The sequence below is a fragment of the Oceanicella sp. genome (genome assembly GCF_056449545.1).
Map to the genome: position 1 here is coordinate 91167 of NZ_JBWOMN010000015.1, position 24196 is coordinate 115362.

A 24196-nucleotide genomic window follows, 5' to 3' on the forward strand; every position below is an offset into this window, starting at 1 on the left:
GGGGAATCGACATGCTGACCAGCGAGCTTCTCAATGATCTGATGTCGCGCATCGCCGATGCCGGGCGCTCGCTGTCGGACATCGTGCAGGGGGCCCGCCCGGAGCTCGCCGCGCTGTGCGAGACCCTGCTGACCGGGCGCGGCGAGGCCACCGGGCTCGCCGTCGCCCGCGAAATCCTCAGCCGCTACGCGACCCTGACCGGCGACGAGAAAGCCGCCTTCTTCGCCGAGGCCGACGCCCGCTTCGGGGTTGACGACACCGCGCTCGACGCCGCCGTCGCCGCGTGGCGCGAAAATGGCGCCAGCGCCGCCCGCGACCTGCATTTCGCCACCGAACCCCGCTGGCAGGACCTGATCCGCCGCCTCAACCGCGCCCCCGGCGGCACGCCCGCGCTGGTGGCCATGCGCGCCGATCTGCTTGACGCGATCCGCGACAATCCGGATTTGCGCGGGCTGGACCGGGATTTTCGCCACCTCTTCGCGTCATGGTTCAATCGCGGCTTTCTTGAAATACGCCGCATCGACTGGTCCACCGCCGCCGCCATTCTCGAAAAGATCATTCGCTATGAGGCCGTGCACGAGATCAACGGCTGGGACGATCTGCGCCGCCGGGTCGCGGCGCCCGACCGGCGGCTCTACGCCTTCTTCCATCCCGCGCTGGCCGATGATCCGCTGATCTTCGTCGAGGTGGCGCTGAGCGGCGAGATCCCCGCCGCCATCGCCCCCATCCTCGCGAAAGACCGCGCGCCGCTCGACGCCGACGAGGCCAGCGCGGCGGTGTTCTATTCGATCTCCAACTGCCAGCGCGGGCTGCGCGGCGTGTCCTTCGGCGCCTTCCTCATAAAGCAGGTGGTGGAGGAGCTGCGCCGTGAATTCCCCAATCTGAAATCCTTCGCCACCCTGTCGCCGCTGCCCGGCCTGCGCCGCTGGGCCGGCCATGCGGGCGCGGCCCTGAGCGACGCGCAGCGTGACGCGGCCATGCGCCTCGATCCCGTTGACGGCTCGATCGACGCCAACGGCGCGCTTGACGCGATCGCCCGCCTGCCCGAGATCGCCGCGCGCTATCTGGTCGAGGCCAAATCCGCAGACGGCGGCGCCCTCGACCCCGTGGCGCGCTTCCATCTGGGCAACGGCGCGCGGCTTGACCGCATCAACCCCGGCGCCGATCACAGCGCGGCCGGGCTCGCCGCCTCATGGGGCGTGATGGTGAATTACGTCTATGATCTCAAGGATATCGAGAAAAACCACGAGGCCTATGTCAACGCCGGTGACATCGCGGCCTCGACCGCCGTGCGCAGATTGCTGAAACCCCGCTGACCCGCCGCCGCGACCGGGCGGCGCCTTGGCGCGCGGCGCGCCGGCGGACCAGTCACGCCTCCGCCGTCAGTTCCAGCGGGGCCGCCTCGGCGGCGGCGATGCGCAGGTCTTCAACCCCGAGCGGCCCGGACGGGCGGGCGATGCGGTTGCGCGTGACCCAGACCAATCGCTCCTCGGCGCGGGTGATCGCCACGTAGGCGAGCCGCTTCCACAGCGCCAGCCCCGCCTCCGCCCGCCCCGATCGCCAGGCGGCGTAAAGATCCGGCGCGAACACCTGCACCACCGGCCATTGCGATCCCTGCGCCTTGTGGATCGTCACCGCCGCGCCGTGCAGAAACACCGCGCCCATGCGCGCCGCCGAAGGAATGAACGGCTCCTCCTGATCCGGGCGCTCGATCTGGATGATCGAGGCGGCGTTCACCTGCGGATCCTCGGCTCCCAGCACGTGCAGACGCGCGAAACCGGGCTTGCGGCCGGGGCCCAGATAGACGCATTGCGCGCCCTTGATCAGCCCGCGCGCCTCCAGATCGATGCGCTTCTTGCGATGCCGCAGCGGCAATTCCACCCCGTCGCAGATCAGCGGCTCGCCCGGCAGAAGCGCGTCGGCGGGGGCGCCATGGACAATGCGAAAGGCGTTGATCAGCCGAATCCGCGTGGCGTTGCGCCAGACCAGCATGGGCGAGCGGGCCATCAGCTCCGCATCCGCGCGGCCGGCGATTTCGACCCTGGGGTCGCGCTGCGCCGCCTGCTCAACCATGCGTTCGAAATCCGGAAAATCGAGATCCTTGTCGGACAGCGCGTGGGCCAGATCGAGGATCGGGCTGTCCGCCGCCTGACGGTGAATCCGCGACAGGGTCAGGCGCCGCCCCTCGGGCAGCTTGTCGAACACCATGGATCCCGACTGTCCCACCGGCGCCAGCTGCGCCGGATCCCCAAACAGCACGATCAATCCGAAAATCTCCTTGAGATCATCGAGCTGGCGATCATCCAGCATCGAGGCCTCATCCACCAGCGCGATGTCCAGCGCGTCGTCGCGCCGCGCCCAGCCGGTGATGAAATCCGACCCCCGCAGCCCGATCGCGGCCAGCGCCCCGGGGATCGAGCCATGGGATTTGTAGCTCGCCTCGGCCCGGTCCAGCATGGCGTCGTCGATCTCCTCCATCGCCGGTCGATCGCCTTCGCCGGTCAGCCATTGGGCGATCTTTTCGTATTCCGGATCATAGATCGGCGTGTAAATGATGCGGTGAATGGTGGTCGCCGGCACGCCGAGATTGCGCAGCACGCTGGCGGCCTTGTTGGTCGGGGCGAGCACCGCGAAGGTGCGTTGCCCGGTCTTCTTGCGGCTTTCCCATTCGGCGGACACCACCGCCACGTCGGCCTCGCGCAGCGCCGTCACCAGCGCGGCGAGCAGCAGCGTCTTGCCCGACCCGGCGCGCCCGACAATGGCAAGGCTTTCCGCCGCGCCGTCGCCGGGCGGCGTCATCTCGCCGCTCAGCAGATCGACGCCGTGGCGTTTCAGCCGCTCGGCCACCGCATCATAGGCGGCGGCCTGGTCGTCGGAGAATACAGGGACAGGGATGCTCAATTCCGCCTCGCGCGCATCCGGCCCGTGACGGGTCGGCCCGCCTAGGGTCTAGCCGGGATCGGCGCCGATGAAAACCGGGCCGATCCGGACAATGCGTTTGCGGCGGGCGACGCGGGGCTCAGGCCGCGTGCGCCATCTCGAACACCTTCGCGTCCGCCGGGACCCCGGTCACGATCGGCGGAACCGGGTCGAGGCGCAGCCCGTTGGGGGCCTTGGCGAGAATGTTCTCGTGGATCTTCTCGGAGATTTCCCAGAGTCCGATGATGATCTGGTCCCGCCCTTCGCCTCGCGCGCCGATATCCTCGGCCGGCCATCCGGCGTTGCGCCAGACCCGGCGCATGGGCGGATCATAGGCGCCCATGTAATGGGTGAGGCCGTAGCGCAGCCCGACCTCGATGCCCGCGAGCATCAGCGCGGTGGAGATCCGACGCGCCGCCTGCATGCCGCCGGTGATGCGAGGCGACACCAGAAAGCGCGTGCTTTCCCAGATCAGCGGGCTTTCGATGGTGCCGCCGATGATGTCGGAGAAATGGTCGTTGACCATGGTCGGCATGGTCGAGGGCGACAGCCGGCCCGACCCGCCATGGGTGCCGTCCGGCAGTTCGTAGATGCAGTAGAGCGGATTGACGCGGTCATACTCGTCACATTCCCAACCCTGTTCATCTACGCTGAGATCCCAGGCCCGACGCTGGCGGAACTGAGCGGCGCGATCGCGGAACATGGTGTCGGCGAGGCGGGGGACGCGGCAAAGATCATTGCCGTAAATAAAACGGATCATTACGCACTCCTTGTGGGGGTGCCAATAGTAATTGCGTCAAATAGTTAATTTTGAAATAATCATGGCTAAGTTAATAATTTGAAAACTATATCTTTATAATTCCCAACTTCACGCCCATCGCCACTGAATGAAATGTATTTAAAGATCCAAGCTTATGTCTCGCTGAATCAAGGTAAACACGAAGAGTATTCTCGGATATGCCCAGCGCGTCTGAAATCTGCGCCCGACGTTTCCCTTGCGATATCATGGTTAATACGTCTTTCTCGCGTGGAGAAAGACGTTTTCTGGGAAGGTCGAGCTTGATTCCGGCGATCGACATCGCGTGCGTATGAATACTGTGCGCGATGAGAAGCAGCTCCTGTGCAATCTCGGAGATCAGCTTGTCCCAACTGTCCTCAGTGCACTTCTTCGATACATTGAACATGGCGAACTGACCCATGGGGCCGTGCAACGGTATTGAGTAACCATTATTGCCCACACCGAACTCATCGGCCTCGCCCATGAATTTTTTCAGTTGCCTGCCGGACCAGTCCAGCGTGCCCCAATCCACCGGCGCGAAGCCGCCAAGCATCGCCGCCACCGTCGGATCGACGAATCGGTAGCCTTCATCTTCGTATCTCTGGTGCCATTCGGGGTGATAGGTCATGAAACCCATCTCCTCGTCGGCGCGATCCCCGCCCAGAGACAGGGCGTAGTAGATGACGTGATCCAGTTCGTAGCTGCGCCGAACCTTGTAGAGCAGCCTTCTAAGGCCCTCCGCGGTCATGGTTTTCGGCAATGCGTCCACGATGTCGGTCAGTCTGTGCGTCATTCGTCCTGCCTGTCGCCAATCGCGTCAGCGCCCGGAGAGACGGCCTGGCCTTGGTCCTGGGGTCCATCTTCCCCTTCCGGGATGACGCTGCGTTCCCCCACAAGCGCATCACGGAAATCAGAATATATTAATCCAGGATTAATTCAACCTAAGATGGTGTTTACGGCGCTTTCCTTTCTGATACGTGGTTTGCAATTCGCCAAAGTCGAAATTCAGGCGTGCTGCTCTTTCTGCGTCGCCGGCGTGTCGGCGCCGGCATCCCCATGGGCGCGCAGCTCTACGGCCGCCACCACGATCGCGTCATCGATCTGTTCGGCAAGACTGATGTAGTAGTTCTTCAAGGCGAACTGACGAAGGTCGGTGAGCGCGTCGATCATCCAGTCGTTTTTCATTTCGTCCCCCTCGGAAGGTTGCCCCGAATTTGCTCAACTATACTGCCTCAAGGCGGGGCTTCGCGCTATTCACCGAAATATGCTCATCGGAAATGGTGAGGGACCCATCGGTAAGCGGCTGCAATATATCCAAATTATTCCGAATGTATGAATGCGGGCCCCATATCGCGTTCAGGCCAGGGACGTCGATGAATGCCTCAGCGCCCCTGTTTAGGCTGGGTTCAGATAGGTTGATTCGCGTGCGGCGCCTCACACGCGTTGAAAACTCATGCCCAGGTCTGCCATCACCCGCCTTCAATTCGTGATTGCATGTCCCTTCGCGCACTCACGGCGTGTCGCGACAGCCTCCCCCATGCCGCGCGCCGCCCCGGCTTGGCGACCTTCGACCGCGCCCGCACGCGCGACAGCGAGCGGCGGCGCGCGAAATCGTTGCGTTCACGCAATTCGAAGCGGCGAGGGCGATGTGAGGGCGGTTTTCTTAAAATTGCAGTCCCGGCGGAGCGAGGCGAATTGTCACGTCAGCTTGATCGGGAGCATCGCCCGGAGCGCATTTGCGCCTGCGCCCGGCAACTGATTCGCCATGGCGAACCGCGCATCGGGGCTATCGGGCGGGGTCGGGACTCGTCTGCGTGCGCCCATCGGGGCGCACGCAGAACCGCTTCCCCAAGCGGTCATCGGCCTGCCGGCCGACGATCAATCAGCGCGGATCAGGCCGCGATGGCGCGCTCCAGCTGGTATGCCGCGGCGGCGATCTCTTCCTCTTCGGCCACGCGTCTGGCCAGCTTGTTGCGGGTTTCAAGGTCCACCGGCCACAGACCGGCGCAAACCTGACGACGGGGCTCGCCCGCCGCGCCCATCACGTCCGGCGCGAAATCCAGGCTCTTGTAGATGCGCAGCATGGGTTCGTCGAACACCGCCACGTAGAACTCCAGGCCGAAGCGCAGGCCGGCGTCGATGCCCGCAAGCAACAGCGCTGACGTGATTTTCAGCGCCTCGCGCGGCGAACGCACATTGGGCGAAACGCAGAATCTGGTGATTTCCCAGATCGTCGGCGAGCTGATGGTGACGCCGTCGGTGAGGTGATTGAAATGTTCGCCGATCATGGTGCGCCCGGTGGTCGGCATCAACCGGCCGGACCCGCCATGGGATCCGTCTTCAAGTTCGTAGATGATGTAGAGCGGCCCGAGCGGGTCGTACTGATCGCGCTCCCAACCATTTTCATCGACAGTGACGTCCCACTTCATGCGGTCGCGAAACTGTGTCGTGCGGTCCTTGAACATGCCGTCGACGAGGCGAGGATAATTTTGCAACTCGTGGCTATTGACATACCGGATCATGACGCTCTCCTTGGGGAAGTTGACCTCATGAATATCCGATATTAATAATGAATAGAAGCTGAAGGGAACGTAAATATTCAGTTGCATTTAACTAAATATCGATCACACCGCTTCTTACCGCGATGGCGACCGCATGCGGCATGTTCAACCCGCCCAGCTTGTTGCGGGCGCTGTCCAGATAGACCCGGAGCGTGTTTTCCGAGATCTTGAGGTTTTCGGCGATCTGCCCCCGGCTGAGCCCGGAAGAGATCATGGCAAGCGCATCCTTTTCCCGCGGGGACAAGGTCGCGAAATCGTCTTTGCCCTGAACGTCGAAAATCTCAAGCACCTTCTGGTGAATGAAATTCGCGACAAGCAGCCAATCGCTGGCCGTCTCGGATATATACTGTTCCCACAGGCGGTCGGTGCATGTCTTGTTGATGGTCAGCACCGCGAACTGCCCGTTCGGGCCGCGAATGGGCACGGTGTAGCCCTGATTGCCCACGCCGGCGTCCACGGCCTCCAGGATCAGCTTGCGGCTTTTCTTGGGGCCCCAGTCCAGGCGCTTCCAGTCAAGCGGCGTGAAGCTCTGGATCGCGCCCAGAACGGTCGGATCGGCGTCCTTGTAGTTCTCCTCGAGGTATCGCTGGGACCAGTCAGCGCGATAGGTGATTTCGCCAAACTGGTAATCGCCGAAAGTGACGCCGCCTCCGAACGAGACGACCACGTACACGACATGATCCACGTCATAGATGTCCCGGATCAGGTCGGCGAACAGACGCACGTCCTCGACCTTCGTAAACTCGGGAATCCCCTCTATGATGGAGCGAATCCGCTCAGACATCCAGCATTGCCTAACCCCATGACACCGCGCCGATCTTAGACGCTAACGACGCCGGAGGCCACTTATTGTGAAAATGAACCTTGCATGAATGTCTTGCTCGCCCTATAGGTGATTAACCACAGGTGAATGAAATCATTCGTGGTGAAGCGGGCAACTGCCAGGGGGGATCGATCTGGACCAACACGGCACGCGTTTCTGATTGAGAGGCCCGCAAGAAGCACAGGACGCACGACCTCCCCCACGACCTCCCCCTGGCATTGGCTGACGTCTGGGTCGGCCCTGTCGAATCAACCGCTTGCCGTTCCCCCGGGGAAGGAGACCGGCGGTCGGGGCAACGCAGTCCATGCGGCGCGATGGGTGGTCGCGACGCATGCGTCCGGCAACGACGCCGGCGTGACCGCGCTCCGGACGGGGTGTTTCCGGGCGCCCGATGTCGATTCAGGCCATGTCGCCTGACCGAGTGCGCATCTTCCACGCTTCGAAGCATTTTACGCGACGCTACGTTCACCAATTTAGGCGATCGAGGAAATTTGCCTATTCCCCGGAAATGGCGAGGCGCCTCCAGCTAAGTCGTTGCGGCAATTGACGTGAAGCGGAAAATTCCGTCAAAAAATCGGGCGTCGAGATCCGCGACGCCCGAATCGGCGTTCAGAAAAGCGATTCGGCGCCTCAGCCGCGCGCCGCCTCCACCGCATCCTCGAAAGTGCGCAATCCGGTGATGGGCGCGCTCACCAGAACCGCCATGTTGCCGGGCTTGTGTTCGTTGCGCAGCATCTTGGTGTGGGCCAGCGGGATGTCGGCCCACGGAAACACCTCCGACATGCAGGGATCCAGGCGCCTCTCCAGCATCAGCTGGTTGGCCTGGCTGGCCTGCTTGAGGTTGGCGAAGTGACTGCCTTGTATGCGCTTCTGGTGCATCCAGAGGTAGCGCGCATCCATCGTGAGATTATACCCGGTCGTGCCCGCGCAAATCACCACCATGCCGCCGCGCTTCACCACGAAGGTCGACACCGGAAACGTCGCCTCGCCCGGGTGTTCGAACACCAGGTCCACGTTGTTTCCCTTGCCGGTGATCTCCCAGATCGCCTTGCCGAATTTTCGCACGCCGGCGAACCATTGCTTGTACTCTGGCGTGTTCACCTTCGGGAGCTGCCCCCAGCAGTTGAATTCCTTGCGATTGATCACCCCCTTGGCCCCGAGGCTCAGCACGAAATCGCGCTTGTCCTCGTCCGAGATCACCCCGATGGCGTTGGCGCCCGCGGTGTTGATGAGCTGGATCGCGAATGACCCCAGGCCGCCCGAGGCGCCCCAGACCAGCACGTTCTGCCCCGGGCGCAGCACATGCGGGCGGTGGCCGAACAGCATCCGATAGGCGGTGGCCAGGGTCAGCGTGTAGCAGGCGCTTTCCTCCCAGGTCAGGTGCTGGGGGCGGCGCATCAGCTGCTGCGCCTGCACGTTGGTGAACTGGGCGAAGGATCCGTCCGGCGTCTCGTAGCCCCAGATCCGCTGGCTGTCGGAGAACATCGGATCGCCGCCGTTGCACTCCTCGTCGTCGCCGTCGTCCTGATTGCAGTGGATCACCACCTCGTCGCCGACCTTCCAGCGCCGCACCTTGTCACCCACCGCCCAGACGATGCCCGCGGCGTCGGATCCGGCGATGTGATAGGCGGCCTTGTGGATGTCGAAAGGCGATATCGGCGTGCCGAGCCCGGCCCAGACGCCGTTGTAATTGACCCCCGCGGCCATGACGAAGACCAGCACCTCGTGGCTGTCGATCTTCGGCGTGTCGACGACTTCCAGCTGCATCGCCTGCTCGGGTTCGCCATGGCGCTCGCGCCGGATCGCCCAGGCGTACATCTGCGCGGGCACATGGCCGAGCGGCGGGATCTCGCCGATCTCGTAGAGGTCCTTGAGCGGAGCGTCGTATTCGTATGGGGCCGCCGGCGTGTCCAGAGGGGCCATGGTGCTCTCCTTGATGCTGCGCGGCGGCGCATCGCACCTGCTCGCGCAATAATCATGCGTAAACCTGATGGGCCGAGGAATGACATTGCTCAGGAGGTGACGCAACCCCCTTTTGTGCAGCGCGTCAGGGGCTCAAAAGACAGGATAAAAGCAATTTGGGAATCGCTGCGCAATTTTCATAAATTTTTTCATGCATTCTTGACGAATGCGCAAACAAGCGATTTGCGGAATCGCGCCGCCGCCCGACCTGACCATGCCGTTGGCGCGGGATGCGCTGAATCGGGCGCCTCGCGGCCAAACAGCGGCGCTGACCGGGCGGGGCGGCCCCGGCGCCGGGCCATCTGCGGCGATGCGCGCCGTCGCCCGGAAATTAACTTCCGAAATCACCCGGGGCTTGCGCAACATCCTGTCGCATGCAATCCATGTCGCGCCGCACAAGATTCCCCTCCCCCATTCCCCTCCCCCGCCGATGCCGCCCGCCCCGCCGACCGCATGTTTCCACCACTGAACGCCAATGCGCAGGATGCCGCCCATGACCGTCCAGAAAGACCGCCCCTGGCTGTTCCGCACCTATGCGGGCCATTCCACCGCCGCCGCGTCGAACGCGCTGTATCGCGCCAATCTCGACAAGGGGCAGACCGGGCTTTCGGTGGCCTTCGATCTGCCCACCCAGACCGGCTATGACAGCGACGACCCGCTGGCGCGCGGCGAGGTGGGCAAGGTCGGCGTGCCGGTCTCGCATCTGGGCGACATGCGGGCGCTGTTCGACGGCATTCCGCTGGAAGGCATGAACACCTCCATGACCATCAACGCCACCGCGGCGTGGATGCTGGCGCTCTACATCGCGGCGGCCGAGGAGCAGGGCGCGGACATCGCCAAGCTGCAGGGCACGGTGCAAAACGACATCATCAAGGAATATCTCAGCCGCGGCACCTATGTGTTCCCGCCGGCGCCGTCGCTCAGGCTGATCGGCGACATCGCCGCCTACGCCTACACGGCGGTTCCGAAATGGAACCCGATGAATGTCTGCTCCTACCATCTGCAGGAGGCCGGCGCGACGCCCGAGCAGGAACTGGCCTTCGCGCTGACCACCGCCATCGCCGTGCTCGACACGGTGAAGGCCCAGGGCGCGATCCCGGAGACGGATTTCCCGAAAATGGTCGGGCGGATCTCGTTCTTCGTCAATGCCGGCATCCGCTTTGTCACCGAGATGTGCAAGATGCGCGCCTTCGTGGACCTCTGGGACGAGATCTGCGCCGATCGCTACGGGGTGAGCGACCCGAAGATGCGCCGCTTTCGCTACGGCGTGCAGGTGAACTCGCTGGGCCTGACCGAACAGCAGCCGGAAAACAACGTCTATCGCATTCTCATCGAGATGCTGGCGGTCACCCTGTCAAAGAACGCCCGCGCCCGCGCCGTGCAGCTGCCCGCCTGGAACGAGGCGCTGGGCCTGCCCCGCCCCTGGGATCAGCAATGGTCGCTCAGGATGCAGCAGATCATGGCCTATGAAACCGACCTGCTGGAATACGGCGACCTGTTCGACGGCAACCCCGTGGTCGAGGCCAAGGTCGAGACCCTGAAGGCCGGCGCCCGGGCCGAACTCGCCCGCATCGACGCCATGGGCGGCGCGGTCGAGGCCATCGATTACATGAAGGCGCAGCTGGTTGAGGCCAACGCCGCGCGGCTGGCCCGCATCGAACGGGGCGAAACCGTGGTGGTCGGCGTCAACCGTTTCGAGATCGGCGAGAAAAGCCCGCTGGTCGCCGGCGACGGCAGCGGCGACGGCGGCATCATGACCGTGGACCCGGCTGTCGAGGCCAACCAGATCGCCGCGCTGAGGGCCTGGCGCGACGCCCGCGACCCGGCGGCGGTCGACGCGGCGCTGGCGGCGCTGCGCGCGGCGGCCAGAAGCGGCGACAACATCATGCCGCCCTCGATCATGGCCGCCAAGGCCGGCGTCACCACCGGCGAATGGGGCCGGGCCATGCGCGACGCCTTCGGCGAATACCGCGCCCCCACCGGCGTCGGCAAGGCCGCCGCCGCGCATGCGGAGGGGCTGGAGGATCTGCGCGCCCAGGTCGACGCGCTGTCCGCGCAGCTGGGGCGGCGGCTGAAATTCGTGGTCGGCAAGCCCGGGCTCGACGGCCATTCCAACGGCGCCGAACAGATCGCCGTGCGCGCCCGCGACTGCGGCATGGAGGTGGTCTACGAAGGCATCCGCCTGACCCCGGCGCAGATCGTCAACGCGGCGCTGGAGGAAAGCGCCCATGTGGTGGGGCTGTCGATCCTGTCGGGATCGCACCTGCCGCTGATCGCGGAGGTGATGGAGCGCATGCGCGCCGCCGGGCTCGACGACGTGCCGGTGGTGGCCGGCGGAATCATCCCGGACGCCGACGCGGCGACCCTGCGCGACCACGGCGTGGCGCGGGTCTACACGCCCAAGGATTTCGAACTGAACCGCATCATGGCCGACATCGTGGCGCTGGTTGCGGCGCAGAGCCAACGGGCGGCGTAACTCCGGTCGAGACTCGGCCAATGGCGGATCGGGATCCGCCCTACCCTGATGTCGAAACCCGCGCAGGGCGGATCCCGATCCGCCATTGGCGGTTCAGCCCGCCAGCCCGGGCAGCAGGGTTTTCAGGCTCGACACCATCATCTCCACCGCGATCCCGGCCAGGATCATGCCCATGATCCGCGCCAGAATGCTGATCGCCGAACGCCCCAACAGCCTTGACGCCTGCGTGGCGCCGACAAAAGCGACCCCCAGCATGGCCACGATCGCCGCCAGCGCCGCCCACAGCGCCGTCTGGCTGGCGGCGCTGGCGGCCTGGTCCTCGAACAGGATGAGGGTGGAGATCGTTCCGGGCCCCAGCAGCATCGGCACCGTGAGCGGATAGAAGGTCGGATCCTCCTGACTGGAATAGACCCGGGTTTCCTCCCTTGAGCCCTGATGCGAGGCCGGGGCGGCGCCCTGCACCATGTTGATGGCGATCAGCAGCAGCAGCAGCCCGCCGGCCAGCCGGAACGCGTCGATGCCGATGCCGAACACGCCGAGCGCCGCCTCGCCGCCAAGCAGGATCAGCGCCCCGCCAACGGCTGTGCCCGCGGTGACCGCCAGCGCGATGGCGCGTCGTCGCGCCGGATCGTACCCGGCGGTCAGGGACAGGAACACCGGGATGTTGGCCACCGGGCTCATCACCGAGAACAGCGCCGCGAAGGCTTTCAGAAAGAACGGGAAATCCATGGGATGCGCCTGCCTTGGCTCGGTGGAGGGGTCGCCCGGGTGGTATCCGCCCGCCCGCCGGCCGTCCAGAGGCGGTTTCGCGGGGGCGCCGGGTCCGCGGGCTCATGGCTTCGCGTCGCGGCTGAACAGGTAGATCGCCAGCGCCCCCGCCACCGTCAGCGCGTAATAGAGGAATATCGACCCATACGCGGCGTCCGATCCGTCGCGCGCCGCCCAGTCGAACACCCGCCCGGTGGCGAACTGCCCCAGGCCGACGCCGCCGATGCCGAAGAAATTCATCAGCGTCACCCCGCGCCCGGCCAGATGCGGCGGGAAGAGGCTGCGCGCATGGGCCATCAGCACCGCGTAGGAGGCGGCCGAGAACCCGATCACCGTCATCAGCGCCGTCGCCATGTCCGCGCCCACGCCCCGGCTGAGCCAGAACACGCTCGCCGCTCCGGCGCCGTTGCACCCGATGACAAGCCATTTGCGCGTGCCAAGCACCCGGTCAGCGGATCCGATCAGCAGGCTTCCCGCCGCCATCGCCGCCGCCATCCAGGTGGTGGCGAGGCCGATGCCGATCGCGTCCATGCCGTGGATGTCGGCCAGATACGGCCCGGCCCATGCCCCCCTGATCCCCGCCGACATCGCGTAGTTGAACAGCGCCAGCGGCAGCAGCGGCCACAGCGCGCGCATGCGCAGCAGGGTGACGATGCCGGCCAGCCCGGCGTCGCCCGGGTCGCGCAGGCGCTCGGGATCCACCATCACCGCCGTCACCAGCGCGGCGATCGCCGCGGCCAGCGCCGCAAGCCCGATCACCACGGCGCGCCAGCCCAAGGAGTCGACCGCATAGGCCAGGGGCGCCGCGCCCAGCACGTTGCCCAGCGACCCGAAGGCGATCATCATCCCCGACAGGCTGGCGAAGCGCGCCATGGCGTAGCGGCGCGCGAACAGAAACATCCCCGCCATCAGGATCGGCGCGCAGCCCGCCCCGATCATGGCCATGCCGGCGATCAGCGCCCAGGCCCCCTGGGCGAATGCGAAGACCAGCGCCCCGCCCCCGGCCCCCAGGAACATCGCCCAGCCGACGATGCGCCGCGGCCCGAACCGATCCAGCGCCAGCCCCACCGGGATCTGCGCCAGCGCGAAGGCCGCGAACCAGGCCCCGGCGGCGTTGGACAGATCCACCGGGCCGACCCCCAGATCGGTTGTCAGCGACGGGGCCAGCACCGCCAGGAACGACCGGTAGAACTGGCTCACCAGATAGGCGACGAACAGGGCGGCGAGGTCGGACATGGGAACTCCAATCGCGGGATCGTTCCGCAATTCCGCTGAAATCCTCCTTGCGTCAAGCGCCGTTCCGCGTCACCACGAAAGCATGCACAAGGAGGATGCGAGATGGCCGACGGCGTTCTGAGCAACATGCAGACACGGGATGTGGAGACCCTGCTCCATCCCTACACCAACGCAGTGGTTCACCGGCAGACCGGTCCCCACATCATCGCCTCGGGCGAGGGGATCTACGTCACCGACAACAGCGGCAAGCGCTATATCGAGGGGCTGGCCGGGCTCTGGTGCTGCGGGCTCGGCTTCAGCGATCCCGAGCTGGTCGAGGCCGCCAAGGCGCAGCTCGACAAGCTGCCCTATTATCACCTGTTCGGCGGGCGCTCCCACGAACCGGCGATCGAACTGGGCGAGAAGATCAAGGAATTGTCGCCGGGCATGGCGCGGGTGATCTACCAGTCATCGGGTTCCGAGGCCAACGAGACCCAGGTGAAGCTTGCGTGGTATTACAACAACGCGCTGGGCCGGCCCAGGAAGAAGAAGATCATTTCGCGCCAGAAAGGCTATCACGGGGTCACCATCGTCTCGGCCTCGATGACCGGTTTGCCGGCCAACCACATGGATTTCGACCTGCCGGTCGATCGCATCCTGCACAGCTCGACGCCCCACTATTGGCGCGGCGCCGCGGATGGCGAGACCGAGGCCGAATTCACCGCCCGCCTCGCCGCCGATCTCGAAGCGCTGATCGAGCGCGAGGGCGCGGACACCATCGCCGCCTTCATCGCCGAACCGGTGATGGGGGCCGGCGGCGTGATCGTGCCGCCCGAAGGCTATTTCGAGGCGATCCGCCCGATCCTCGCGCGCCACGACATCCTGATGATCGCCGACGAGGTGATCTGCGGCTTCGGGCGCACCGGCGAGTGGTTCGGGCATCAGACCCTGAACATGCAGCCGACTTCGGTGTCCATGGCCAAGCAGCTCACCGCCGGGTTCGCGCCGCTTTCCGCCGTGGCCATCGACCAGACCATGGCTGACGTGATCGAGGCCAACAGCGGCAAGATCGGCGTGTTCGGCCATGGCTTCACCTATGGCGGGCACCCGCTGGGCTGCGCCATCGGCGTCAAGGCGCTGGAAATCTACCAACGCCGCCGCATCGTCGATCACGTGCGCGCGGTGACGCCGCTGTTCAAGGCGCGGCTCGACGCGCTGGCCGGGCATCCGCTGGTGGGCGAGGCGCGCAGCCTCGGGCTGATGGGGGCGTTGGAGCTGGCGCCGGACAATTCCGGCAAATCGGCTTTCCAGCCCGCGGGCAAGGTCGGCGCGCGCTTCGCGGCGGAACTGCTGCAACGCGGGGTGATCCTGCGCGCGATCGGCGATTCAGTCGCCTTCTGCCCGCCGATGATCATCACCGAGGCCGAGATCGAGGACCTGTTCGCCCCCATGGAGGCCGCGCTCGACGCCGCCCATCACTGGGCGAAAGCCGAAGGCTTCATGGCCTGACCGTTCAGCCCCGAATCCAGCATCGCGCCCGGCCGCCGCGCCGGGCGCGATTCGCGCGCAACCGCCGTAGCGCCGCGCCGCAGCGCCCGCATGGCGCGGCAGGCCCGGGAGAAGGGCTGGGGGGAAGGGTTGGGGAGGGTCTGACGACGGCCAATCGGCCCGCCCCGGTATCGTCCACGCACCACGCCACGCCTCTCGCACCGAGCCGTCTGACAAGCCGCGCGACACTCCGGCAAACGCTATTCGCCCTCCATGACGCGCACGGCAACAAAGACAGGTATGGGTGGCATATGTCAACTGCGGTGAGCATATTTGGTGGGGCGTCACTAAATATAAGGGGGGCTTACATATGATATTCAAAATCTTCCGCGCCAACGAATGGCAAGGATTCCGGAAAACCGGCGTATTCGACGGATCTCCGGCAGATATTCACGACGGGTTCATTCATTTTTCTACTGCCGCGCAGGTGAAAACCACTGCGGCGAAACACTTCAAGGGGGAGCCTGACCTGACGATCGCCGCCTTTGACGCCGCCGGTTTCGGCGCGGCGCTGAAATGGGAACCCTCGCGCGGCGGCGATCTGTTCCCGCATCTGCACGGCGCGCTGCGCCGCGAGCGGCTGCGCTGGGCGGCGCCGCTGCCGCTCGGTCCCGACGGCGCCCACGCTTTCCCGGCCGCGACCTTCCGGCCCGCGACGCCATGAACGCGCTGATCGAAAGGGCCGGGCTCGCGGCCCTGCGCCAGATCGACCCCGAACGCGCCCACGCGCTGGCGCTGCTGGCGCTGCGGCTCGGGTTCGCGCCCGGGACGGGGCCGGTGACCACGCCGCGCCTGTCGGGCGAGGTCATGGGGCTGGCCTTCCCCAACCCCGTTGGCGTCGCCGCCGGGTTCGACAAGAACGCCGAGGCGGTGGACGCGGCCCTGAAAACCGGGGTCGGCTTCGTCGAGATCGGCGCCGTCACCCCGCACCCGCAGCCGGGCAACCCGCGCCCGCGCCTGTTCCGGCTGCCCCGGGACCGCGCCGCCATCAACCGCTTCGGCTTCAACAATCAGGGCATGGAGGCGGTGGCGACGCGGCTGGCCGCGCGGCGCGGGTCGGGCGTGGTCGGGGTCAATCTCGGGGCCAACAAGGATTCGGCCGACCGCGCGGCGGATTACGTCGCGGTGCTGCGGCGCTTCGCACGCCCGGCGGATTTCTTCACCGTCAACGTATCGTCCCCCAACACCGAACGCCTGCGCGACCTGCAGGGCCGCGCGGCGCTGGACAGGCTGCTGGCCCGATGCGTCAACGCGCGGGACGACGCCGCGCCCGGCAAGCCGCTGCTGGTGAAGATCGCCCCGGACCTCGCCGAATCCGACCTCGCCGACGTGGCCGAAATCTGCCTCGCGCACGGCGTCGACGGCATCGTCGCCACCAACACCACGCTGGCCCGGGACGGGCTGCGCAGCCCCCACGCGCACCAGGCCGGCGGTCTGTCGGGCCAGCCGCTGTTCGCGCGCTCGACCGAGGTGCTGCGCAGCCTGGCGCGCCGCCTTGACGGCCGGCTGACGCTGATCGGGGTGGGCGGCGTCGCCTCGCCCGAACAGGCCTATGCGAAAATCCGCGCCGGGGCGCGGCTGGTTCAGCTTTACACCGGCATGGTCTATGCCGGCGTCTCGCTGGGCGCGCAGATCGCGCGCGGGCTCGACGATCTGCTGGCGCGCGACGGATTTTCCCATGTGTCCGAGGCGGTGGGCGCCGATCTCTGACCCGCCCGCCCGACCCGGGCGCACCGGCGGATCCTGCCGAATCCGCTTGCGATCAGGGGCTTGGCGCGGATTCGCCGCGCCCGGTCGCGCCCCGGCAAGCGGCGTCAAGGTCGCACCGCGCAACAATCATCCGTCAACCGCTTGAAATGGCGGAAATTTGCCCGCGCCGCCGCCCGCCACGGGCTGTATTGCATGGTCGCGACCCCTGTGTTAGCAACCGCACGAATTAAGGGAAACGCTCGCTTCCCAACCAATCCGGGCGCCTGGCAAGGGCGTTTGCCCGAAAACATGTGGAAGGGATCACGTGGCCGATTCAGCTTCGCTTGTATCCGGACTGGCAGGTCGCTACGCGACGGCGCTGTTCGAACTCGCCGAGGAAGCCGACAAGCTTTCAGCGGTGGAGGCCGATCTCGTGGCGCTGAAAGGCGCGCTCGCCGACAGCGCCGACCTGCGCAGCGTCGTGGCCAGCCCTGTCTACACCCGCGAGAATCAGGGCGCCGCGATGGTCGCGCTCGCCGACGCGATGAAGCTGAACGGGCTCACCCGCAACATCCTGCGCCTGATGGCCGCCAAGCGCCGGCTGTTCGCGCTGGACGCGGTCTGCGACGGCTTCGCGGCGCTGGCCGCCGACAAGCGCGGCGAAGTGACCGCCGAGGTCACCGCCGCCGCCGCCCTGTCCGAGGATCAGCTGAATTCGCTGTCCGAGGCGCTGAAAGCCTCGGTCGGCAAGGACGTGAAACTGAATGTCGCCGTCGATGAAAGCCTCATCGGCGGCCTTGTCGTCAAAGTTGGTTCGCGCATGGTCGACACCTCGATCCGCGCGCGTCTCGCCAATATGCAAAATATGATGAAAGAGGTCGGGTGATGGGCATCCAAGCGGCTGAAATTTCTGCGATCCTCAAGGAGCAGATCAAGAACTTCGGCCAGGAAGCCGAAGTCGCCGAGGTCGGGCGGGTGCTGTCCGTCGGCGACGGCATCGCGCGCGTGCACGGGCTGGACAACGTCCAGGCCGGCGAGACCGTGGAATTCCCCGGCGGCATCATGGGCATGGCGCTGAACCTCGAAGCCGACAACGTCGGCGTGGTGATCTTCGGCTCGGACCGGGACATCAAGGAAGGCGACGTGGTCAAGCGCACCGGCGCCATCGTCGACGTGCCCGTGGGCAAGGGCCTGCTGGGCCGGGTGGTCGACGCGCTGGGCAATCCGCTGGACGGCAAGGGCCCGATCGAATCGGATCAGCGGTCGCGCTCCGACGTGAAGGCCCCCGGCATCATCCCGCGCAAATCGGTGCATGAGCCCATGGCCACCGGCCTCAAGGCCATCGACGCGCTGATCCCCATCGGCCGCGGCCAGCGCGAACTGATCATCGGCGACCGCCAGACTGGCAAGACCGCGGTGGCGCTCGACGCCATCCTCAACCAGAAATCCTACAACGACGAGGCCGGCGACGACGAGAGCAAGAAGCTCTACTGCGTCTACGTGGCCATCGGCCAGAAGCGCTCCACCGTGGCGCAGCTGGTGAAGAAACTCGAGGAAACCGGCGCGATCGAATATTCGATCATCGTCGCCGCCACCGCCTCGGACCCGGCGCCGATGCAGTTTCTCGCGCCCTACTCGGCGGCCTCCATCGCCGAGTATTTCCGCGACAACGGCATGCACGCGCTGATCATCTTCGACGATCTGTCCAAGCAGGCCGTGGCCTATCGCCAGATGTCGCTGCTGCTGCGCCGTCCGCCGGGCCGCGAAGCCTATCCGGGCGACGTGTTCTACCTGCATTCGCGCCTGCTCGAACGCTCGGCCAAGCTGAACGAGGATTTCGGCTCCGGGTCGCTGACCGCGCTGCCGATCATCGAAACCCAGGGCGGCGACGTGTCGGCCTTCATCCCGACCAACGTGATCTCGATCACCGACGGCCAGATCTTTCTCGAGACCGAACTGTTCTACCAGGGCATCCGCCCGGCGGTGAATGTCGGCCTGTCGGTGTCGCGCGTCGGATCGTCGGCGCAGACCAAGGCGATGAAATCGGTGGCCGGCTCGATCAAGCTGGAGCTGGCGCAGTATCGCGAGATGGCGGCCTTCGCGCAGTTCGGATCCGATCTCGACGCCGCGACCCAGCGCATGCTGAACCGCGGCGCGCGGCTCACCGAACTGCTCAAGCAGGCGCAATACGCGCCGCTGACCAACCCCGAGCAGGTGGTGGTGATCTATTCCGGCACCATGGGCTATCTCGACAAGATCGAGGTCAGCGACGTGGGGCGGTTCGAACATGGTCTGCTGGCGCATTTCCGCACCAGCCATCAGGACGTTCTCGACGAGCTGCGCGACAATGATCAGAAGGTCGCAGGCGCGATCGAGGACAAGATCAAGGCCGCCATCGAAGACTACGCCAAGGGCTTCGCGTAAGACGCCGTTAGGGAGGAGCGAGCCACATGGCGAACCTCAAGGATCTGAAAAACCGGATCGACAGCGTCACGTCCACGCGCAAGATCACCAAGGCGATGCAGATGGTGGCGGCCGCGAAGCTGCGCCGGGCGCAGGAATCCGCCGAAGCCGCCCGCCCCTATGCGGAACGCATGGACGTGGTGCTCGGCAATCTGGCGCGGGTCGCGAACCCGGACACCGCCCCCAAGCTGCTTGCGGGGACCGGCCGGGACGACACGCATCTGTTGATCGTCGCCACCTCCGAACGCGGGCTGTGCGGGGGATTCAACTCCTCCATCGTGCGGCTGGCGCGGGTGAAGATCGCGGAACTGCTCGCTGCGGGCAAGACCGTGAAGATCCTCACCATCGGCAAGAAGGGCCGCGAACAGCTGAAGCGCGAATACGGCAAGCTGTTCGTCAATCACGTCGACATGACGGCGGTGAAGCGGGTGTCCTACAAGGACGCCCATGGCATCGCCCATGATCTGCTGGCGCAGTTCCGGGCCGGCGAATTCGACGTGGTGACGCTGTTCTTCAACCGCTTTGAATCGGTGATCTCGCAGGTCCCGGTGGCCCAGCAGCTGATCCCGGCGACCTTCGAGCCGGCAGAGGCCGGCGCCGCGCCGGTGCATTACGATTACGAGCCCGACGAGGAAGGGATCCTCGCCGATCTCCTGCCCCGCTCGGTGGCCACGCAGATCTTCACCGGGCTGCTGGAAAACGCCGCCTCCGAACAGGGCGCGCGCATGTCCGCCATGGACAACGCCACCCGCAACGCAGGCGAGATGATCGACAAGCTGACGATCGTCTACAACCGCTCGCGTCAGGCTGCGATCACCAACGAACTGATCGAGATCATTTCGGGCGCCGAGGCGCTCTGACGATACGGAGAGACCGAAAATGGCTAACGCTGTCGGCAAAATCACGCAGGTCATCGGCGCCGTCGTCGACGTTCAGTTCGACGATGAACACCTGCCCGCGATTCTGAACGCGCTCGAAACCGAAAACAACGGCCAGCGGCTGGTGCTCGAAGTGGCGCAGCATCTGGGCGAGAACATCGTGCGCACCATCGCCATGGACGCCACCGAAGGGCTGGTGCGCGGCGCGCCCGTGACCGACACCGACGGGCCGATCACCGTGCCCGTGGGCGACAACACGCTGGGCCGGATCATGAACGTCATCGGCGAGCCGATCGACGAAAAGGGCCCGATCGAGACCGAAGAGCGCCGCGCGATCCACCAGGACGCCCCGACCTTCGCCGAACAGGCCACCGAATCCACGGTGCTGGTCACCGGCATCAAGGTCATCGACCTGCTCGCCCCCTACGCCAAGGGCGGCAAGATCGGCCTGTTCGGCGGCGCCGGCGTGGGCAAGACGGTTCTGATTCAGGAACTGATCAACAACGTCGCCAAGGTGCATTCGGGCTATTCGGTGTTCGCCGGGGTCGGCGAGCGCACCCGCGAGGGCAACGACCTCTACTACGAATTCATCGAATCCGGGGTCATCAACGCCGACAACCTGTCCGAATCCAAGGTGGCGCTGGTCTTCGGCCAGATGAACGAGCCGCCGGGCGCCCGCCTGCGCGTGGCGCTGTCCGGTCTGACCCTGGCCGAACAGTTCCGCGACCAGTCCGGCACCGACGTGCTGTTCTTCGTCGACAACATCTTCCGCTTCACCCAGGCCGGGTCCGAGGTGTCGGCGCTGCTGGGCCGCATCCCCTCGGCGGTGGGCTACCAGCCGACGCTGGCCACCGACATGGGCGCGCTGCAGGAACGCATCACCTCCACCAAGGCCGGCTCGATCACCTCGGTGCAGGCGATCTACGTGCCCGCGGACGATCTCACCGACCCGGCGCCCGCGACCTCCTTCGCGCATCTCGACGCCACCACGGTGCTGTCGCGCGCGATCTCGGAGCTCGGCATCTACCCGGCCGTCGATCCGCTCGATTCGACCTCGCGCCTGCTCGATCCGGGCGTCATCGGCGAAGAGCACTACGCCGTGGCCCGCCAGGTGCAGGAAATCCTTCAGCGCTACAAGGCGCTGCAGGACATCATCGCCATTCTCGGCATGGACGAGCTGTCCGAAGAAGACAAGCTCACCGTGGCCCGGGCGCGCAAGATCCAGCGCTTCCTCAGCCAGCCCTTCGACGTGGCCGAGGTGTTCACCGGCTCGCCGGGCGTGCAGGTGCCGCTGGAAAAGACCATCGACAGCTTCAAGCGGGTCTGCGCCGGCGAATTCGATCACCTGCCCGAGGCCGCCTTCTACATGGTCGGCGACATCGACGAAGTGATCGCCAAGGCCGAGAAGCTGGCCGCCGAAGCCGCCTGATCGCGCTTGAGAGGAGGCCCTGATGGCCGACAAGATGCAGTTCGACTTCGTGTCGCCCGAGCGCCGTCTCGCCTCGGGCGAGGTGGACAGCGTGGCGATCCCGGGGATGGAGGGCGACATGACCGCCCTTCCCGACCACTCGCCGCTGCTGACCACGCTGCGCCCGGGGATCGTCGCCTCTCATGACGGCGGCGCGGTCACCGAATTCGTGGTGACCGGCGGCTTCGCCGACATCTCGCCGGCGGGAACCACCGTGCTGGCCGAGGCGGCCATCGCGCGCGCCGACGCCAACCGCGAATGGCTCGACGCGATGATAAAAGAGGCCGAAGAGGCCCTGGAGGTCGCGGGCGAGCGCGACAAGGCCGCCGCCGCCCTGCGGATCAATGATTTCCACGCATTGGCCACACAGCTCGGCCTCTGACCCGATACGGACAGTGACTGGAAAACGCCCCGCCGGATCAACCGGCGGGGCGTTTTTTCGTCCGCGGGGCGCTACGGCTTGCGCCGGGCTCCAGATCGGGCTCCGGTTCGGGGCGCGAGCCCGGCGATTTCAGCGATCACCGCGCGCGGCAGGCGCGTGTCGGCGCCCTCCGGCGCCACATCCAGCGCGCTTTCCAGATCCTTCTTCAGAATCCCCAGCGTGTTGCCCGGCGAAAACCCGTGCCGCGCGAATTCGATCTCCTCAAAGCCGCTGGCCAGCCAGTTCTGCCCCGAGCTTTGATGGATCAGCGCCAGCAGCCGCGCCTCGTCCAGCCCCAGCCGGTCGCCCCAGTCGAGCACCAGCCGCGTCATCGCCGTCCCGGCCCCGGCCAGCAGATTGTTGAGCACCTTGGCGCTCATCCCGGCGCCAAAGCCGCCCATGCGGTGAAAACTGCCGCCCATGGCCTCGAACAGCGGCATCAAGTAGTCCAGATCCGCGTCGCGCCCGCCCAGCATGAAGGACAGCCGCCTTTCCTCGGCGGCGATCGCCGCTCCGGACATGGGCGCGTCCACCAGCCGGATCGCGGGCGAAACCCGCGCCGCCAGCCCGCGCAGCCATCGCGGCGACAGCGTCGAGGAAATCACCAGATGCGTCAGCCCCGGCAGCCGCGCCAGCAGCTTCTGCGCATCGAACAGCGCCGCCTCGGTCTGGGCGATGTCGCGCACCACCGTCACCAGCACGCTTGTCCCGGGCGGCGGCGCCGCCGGATCCGCCGCCATGCGCGGCGCCAGGTCGCCGAAGTCCGACGCCGGGCGGATATCGAACCCGGTCGCGTCGAACCCGGCCGCCAGCAGCGCCGCCAGCATCGGCCGCCCCATGCGCCCGCAGCCGGCGACGCACACCTGCGCATCCTTGCCGATGATCTCCGCGCTCATCGCGCGCGAATTCCGGCGCCTGCCCGCGTCACCGGGTCCCGGCGATCGAGAATTCGATGCGCCGGTTGCGGCTGCGGTTCCAGGCGGTGTCATTGCCCGCCACCGGGCGGGTTTCGCCAAAGCCCACCGAACGCAGCCGGCTGGGGGCGACGCCGTGATCGACCAGATAGCGGGTGACCGAACGCGCCCGCGCCTCGGACAGCCGCTGGTTCAGCCCCGCCGACCCGACCGAATCGGTGTGCCCGGCGACCTGGATCACGAAATCCGGGCAGCGCTGGACGATGTCCACGAGGCTGTTGAGCAGGGGCCGGCTTTCGGCGTCGAGCCGGGCGCTGCCGCTGGCGAAATAGATCGCGCCGGTGCGCGAGATGATCTCGAACCGCCCGGCGCAGGCCTCGGTCGAAAACGTCCCCGTCGCCTCGACCGCCGTCGAGGCCGGGGCCTGCGCCGCGGGCGTCGGCGACGGCGTTGGGGCGGGGGCCGGGGTCGCGGCGGCGGGGGCCGCGGCGACCACCGCCTGCCCCGGCGCCGGTCCGTTGCGCCGGAACATGAAATCGAAGGACACCGTGCCCGACGGGATGACGGTGACCGAGGCCGCCTCCTCCAGCTTCTTGATGCCGTCGCTCAGCCCGAATTCCGCCGCGCCCACCGAGATCGGCGTGCCCGAGGCCACCGACACCAGATCATCGGTCAGCAGCGTCACCACGACCTCGGTCTCCATCCGCCGCTTGATCCCGTGCAGGTCAAGCTCGAAGCTCACCGGCAGCGGCATGCGGCGCACCGCCGCCAGATCCGCCAGCGTCGCGGGGTCAAGCTGCAGCGTCACCGTCGCCTCGGGGAATTTGAAGGTCTCGAAGAACAGGAACCGCATGCGCACATTGCGCAGATCCACATTGGTGTCGACGCTGTCGAGCTGGATTTTCACCGTCGCCAGCCCCTCGGGGGTGATGGCGCCGTTGAAGCTGGCGAATTTGCTGGTCTCGACCTTGGTCTGCTTCTTCACCGACTGGAAATTCAGCTTGGACACCTCGGGCACCAGGGTCCAGCCCGGCGCGAACATCGCTTCGGCGGCGCGCGCCCCGCCCGCCTGCGCCGCGACCAGACCCAGCGCCAGCAGCGCGGCGCGCAGGACCGGGCGCCGGATTCGGGCCGGGACCACGCGCGGAGGGGTGGCGAAGCCTGCAAGGGCAAAGGTCATCATGTGCTCCCAATCCAGTCAATCGGCGCGCAATCCGGGCCGCTGGCGCCAACGCGTCAGGCGCGGTCGATCATTGCGCATTTGCAACTATCCTGCAAAATGTCGCACCGAGCGATCCCGAACGCAACCCGCC

22 protein-coding genes are annotated in these 24196 nt (G+C 66.3%); 10 read left to right on the forward strand and 12 right to left on the reverse strand.

Annotated features, from left to right (window positions below):
• The first annotated feature begins 11 nt into the window (after positions 1–11).
• The gene (locus AC1HC7_RS02055; protein WP_479496994.1) at positions 12–1316 is read left to right on the forward strand and encodes a malonyl-CoA decarboxylase; all 1305 of its coding nucleotides are present in this window, start codon (positions 12–14) and stop codon (positions 1314–1316) included.
• Positions 1317–1368: 52 nt separating this feature from the next.
• Here the strand turns inward: AC1HC7_RS02055 and AC1HC7_RS02060 are convergent, their stop codons facing one another.
• The 8 genes from AC1HC7_RS02060 to AC1HC7_RS02095 all read right to left on the reverse strand — a co-directional run bounded on the left by AC1HC7_RS02060 (position 1369) and on the right by AC1HC7_RS02095 (position 9538).
• Positions 1369–2901, reverse strand: a complete 1533-nt coding sequence (locus AC1HC7_RS02060; protein WP_479496995.1) for an AAA family ATPase — start codon at positions 2899–2901, stop codon at positions 1369–1371.
• A 118-nt stretch (positions 2902–3019) separates the two neighbouring features.
• Complete coding sequence (locus tag AC1HC7_RS02065) at positions 3020–3679, reverse strand: acyl-homoserine-lactone synthase (protein ID WP_479496996.1); 660 nt, start codon at positions 3677–3679, stop codon at positions 3020–3022.
• Positions 3680–3764: 85 nt separating this feature from the next.
• On the reverse strand, positions 3765–4490 hold the full coding sequence (locus tag AC1HC7_RS02070; RefSeq protein ID WP_479496997.1) for a helix-turn-helix transcriptional regulator: 726 nt from the start codon (positions 4488–4490) through the stop codon (positions 3765–3767).
• Between the two features lie 212 nt (positions 4491–4702).
• Complete coding sequence (locus tag AC1HC7_RS02075; RefSeq protein WP_479496998.1) at positions 4703–4882, reverse strand: hypothetical protein; 180 nt, start codon at positions 4880–4882, stop codon at positions 4703–4705.
• Between the two features lie 707 nt (positions 4883–5589).
• Positions 5590–6219, reverse strand: coding sequence for an acyl-homoserine-lactone synthase (locus tag AC1HC7_RS02080; protein WP_479496999.1), 630 nt, complete (start codon positions 6217–6219; stop codon positions 5590–5592).
• A gap of 91 nt (positions 6220–6310) precedes the next feature.
• A complete protein-coding gene (locus tag AC1HC7_RS02085) occupies positions 6311–7042 on the reverse strand; it encodes a helix-turn-helix transcriptional regulator (protein ID WP_479497000.1) in 732 nt (243 codons plus the stop codon).
• A gap of 669 nt (positions 7043–7711) precedes the next feature.
• Complete coding sequence (gene ccrA / locus AC1HC7_RS02090; protein WP_479497001.1) at positions 7712–9004, reverse strand: crotonyl-CoA carboxylase/reductase; 1293 nt, start codon at positions 9002–9004, stop codon at positions 7712–7714.
• Between the two features lie 132 nt (positions 9005–9136).
• A complete protein-coding gene (locus tag AC1HC7_RS02095; protein WP_479498600.1) occupies positions 9137–9538 on the reverse strand; it encodes a hypothetical protein in 402 nt (133 codons plus the stop codon).
• On the opposite strand from AC1HC7_RS02095, the gene AC1HC7_RS02100 reads away from it, so the two are divergent.
• The gene (locus tag AC1HC7_RS02100; protein ID WP_479497003.1) at positions 9537–11519 is read left to right on the forward strand and encodes a methylmalonyl-CoA mutase family protein; all 1983 of its coding nucleotides are present in this window, start codon (positions 9537–9539) and stop codon (positions 11517–11519) included. The genes AC1HC7_RS02095 and AC1HC7_RS02100 overlap by 2 nt on opposite strands.
• Positions 11520–11612: 93 nt before the next feature.
• On the opposite strand, the gene AC1HC7_RS02105 is transcribed toward AC1HC7_RS02100, so the two are convergent.
• Entirely contained in the window at positions 11613–12248 is a 636-nt protein-coding gene (locus AC1HC7_RS02105; protein ID WP_479497004.1) for a MarC family protein, read from the reverse strand.
• Between the two features lie 102 nt (positions 12249–12350).
• On the reverse strand, positions 12351–13523 hold the full coding sequence (locus AC1HC7_RS02110) for an MFS transporter (RefSeq protein WP_479497005.1): 1173 nt from the start codon (positions 13521–13523) through the stop codon (positions 12351–12353).
• Between the two features lie 102 nt (positions 13524–13625).
• On the opposite strand from AC1HC7_RS02110, the gene AC1HC7_RS02115 reads away from it, so the two are divergent.
• The 8 genes from AC1HC7_RS02115 (at position 13626) to atpC (ending at position 21930) form a co-directional block, all read left to right on the forward strand.
• Entirely contained in the window at positions 13626–15011 is a 1386-nt protein-coding gene (locus AC1HC7_RS02115; RefSeq protein ID WP_479497006.1) for an aminotransferase, read from the forward strand.
• A 283-nt stretch (positions 15012–15294) separates the two neighbouring features.
• Positions 15295–15714, forward strand: coding sequence for a DUF952 domain-containing protein (locus tag AC1HC7_RS02120; protein WP_479498601.1), 420 nt, complete (start codon positions 15295–15297; stop codon positions 15712–15714).
• Positions 15711–16760, forward strand: a complete 1050-nt coding sequence (locus AC1HC7_RS02125; RefSeq protein WP_479498602.1) for a quinone-dependent dihydroorotate dehydrogenase — start codon at positions 15711–15713, stop codon at positions 16758–16760. The genes AC1HC7_RS02120 and AC1HC7_RS02125 overlap by 4 nt, the downstream gene beginning before the upstream one ends.
• Before the next feature lie 304 nt (positions 16761–17064).
• Entirely contained in the window at positions 17065–17625 is a 561-nt protein-coding gene (locus tag AC1HC7_RS02130; RefSeq protein ID WP_479497009.1) for a F0F1 ATP synthase subunit delta, read from the forward strand.
• Complete coding sequence (atpA, locus tag AC1HC7_RS02135) at positions 17625–19163, forward strand: F0F1 ATP synthase subunit alpha (RefSeq protein ID WP_479497010.1); 1539 nt, start codon at positions 17625–17627, stop codon at positions 19161–19163. The genes AC1HC7_RS02130 and atpA overlap by 1 nt, the downstream gene beginning before the upstream one ends.
• 26 nt (positions 19164–19189) lie before the next feature.
• Entirely contained in the window at positions 19190–20062 is an 873-nt protein-coding gene (locus tag AC1HC7_RS02140) for a F0F1 ATP synthase subunit gamma (protein ID WP_479497011.1), read from the forward strand.
• A 19-nt stretch (positions 20063–20081) separates the two neighbouring features.
• Complete coding sequence (gene atpD / locus AC1HC7_RS02145) at positions 20082–21509, forward strand: F0F1 ATP synthase subunit beta (RefSeq protein ID WP_479497012.1); 1428 nt, start codon at positions 20082–20084, stop codon at positions 21507–21509.
• 22 nt (positions 21510–21531) lie between these two features.
• Positions 21532–21930 (forward strand): ATP synthase F1 subunit epsilon, encoded by a 399-nt coding sequence (gene atpC, locus AC1HC7_RS02150; protein WP_479497013.1) that lies wholly within the window; start codon positions 21532–21534, stop codon positions 21928–21930.
• Between the two features lie 71 nt (positions 21931–22001).
• Here the strand turns inward: atpC and AC1HC7_RS02155 are convergent, their stop codons facing one another.
• Positions 22002–22865 carry an NAD(P)-dependent oxidoreductase gene (locus AC1HC7_RS02155; RefSeq protein ID WP_479497014.1) on the reverse strand — a complete coding sequence of 288 codons (864 nt, stop codon included), beginning with the start codon at positions 22863–22865 and terminating at the stop codon, positions 22002–22004.
• 28 nt (positions 22866–22893) lie between these two features.
• Positions 22894–24063 (reverse strand): OmpA family protein, encoded by a 1170-nt coding sequence (locus tag AC1HC7_RS02160; RefSeq protein WP_479497015.1) that lies wholly within the window; start codon positions 24061–24063, stop codon positions 22894–22896.
• Positions 24064–24196 lie beyond the last annotated feature (133 nt).

Coding starts and splice junctions, on each gene's coding strand:
- AC1HC7_RS02055 (WP_479496994.1), top strand. CDS start 12: ATGCTGACCAGCGAGCTTCTCAATGATCTGATGTCGCGCATCGCCGAT.
- AC1HC7_RS02065 (WP_479496996.1), bottom strand. CDS start 3,679: ATGATCCGTTTTATTTACGGCAATGATCTTTGCCGCGTCCCCCGCCTC.
- AC1HC7_RS02070 (WP_479496997.1), bottom strand. CDS start 4,490: ATGACGCACAGACTGACCGACATCGTGGACGCATTGCCGAAAACCATG.
- AC1HC7_RS02075 (WP_479496998.1), bottom strand. CDS start 4,882: ATGAAAAACGACTGGATGATCGACGCGCTCACCGACCTTCGTCAGTTC.
- AC1HC7_RS02080 (WP_479496999.1), bottom strand. CDS start 6,219: ATGATCCGGTATGTCAATAGCCACGAGTTGCAAAATTATCCTCGCCTC.
- AC1HC7_RS02085 (WP_479497000.1), bottom strand. CDS start 7,042: ATGTCTGAGCGGATTCGCTCCATCATAGAGGGGATTCCCGAGTTTACG.
- ccrA (WP_479497001.1), bottom strand. CDS start 9,004: ATGGCCCCTCTGGACACGCCGGCGGCCCCATACGAATACGACGCTCCG.
- AC1HC7_RS02100 (WP_479497003.1), top strand. CDS start 9,537: ATGACCGTCCAGAAAGACCGCCCCTGGCTGTTCCGCACCTATGCGGGC.
- AC1HC7_RS02095 (WP_479498600.1), bottom strand. CDS start 9,538: ATGGGCGGCATCCTGCGCATTGGCGTTCAGTGGTGGAAACATGCGGTC.
- AC1HC7_RS02105 (WP_479497004.1), bottom strand. CDS start 12,248: ATGGATTTCCCGTTCTTTCTGAAAGCCTTCGCGGCGCTGTTCTCGGTG.
- AC1HC7_RS02110 (WP_479497005.1), bottom strand. CDS start 13,523: ATGTCCGACCTCGCCGCCCTGTTCGTCGCCTATCTGGTGAGCCAGTTC.
- AC1HC7_RS02115 (WP_479497006.1), top strand. CDS start 13,626: ATGGCCGACGGCGTTCTGAGCAACATGCAGACACGGGATGTGGAGACC.
- AC1HC7_RS02125 (WP_479498602.1), top strand. CDS start 15,711: ATGAACGCGCTGATCGAAAGGGCCGGGCTCGCGGCCCTGCGCCAGATC.
- atpA (WP_479497010.1), top strand. CDS start 17,625: ATGGGCATCCAAGCGGCTGAAATTTCTGCGATCCTCAAGGAGCAGATC.
- AC1HC7_RS02140 (WP_479497011.1), top strand. CDS start 19,190: ATGGCGAACCTCAAGGATCTGAAAAACCGGATCGACAGCGTCACGTCC.
- atpD (WP_479497012.1), top strand. CDS start 20,082: ATGGCTAACGCTGTCGGCAAAATCACGCAGGTCATCGGCGCCGTCGTC.
- atpC (WP_479497013.1), top strand. CDS start 21,532: ATGGCCGACAAGATGCAGTTCGACTTCGTGTCGCCCGAGCGCCGTCTC.
- AC1HC7_RS02155 (WP_479497014.1), bottom strand. CDS start 22,865: ATGAGCGCGGAGATCATCGGCAAGGATGCGCAGGTGTGCGTCGCCGGC.
- AC1HC7_RS02160 (WP_479497015.1), bottom strand. CDS start 24,063: ATGACCTTTGCCCTTGCAGGCTTCGCCACCCCTCCGCGCGTGGTCCCG.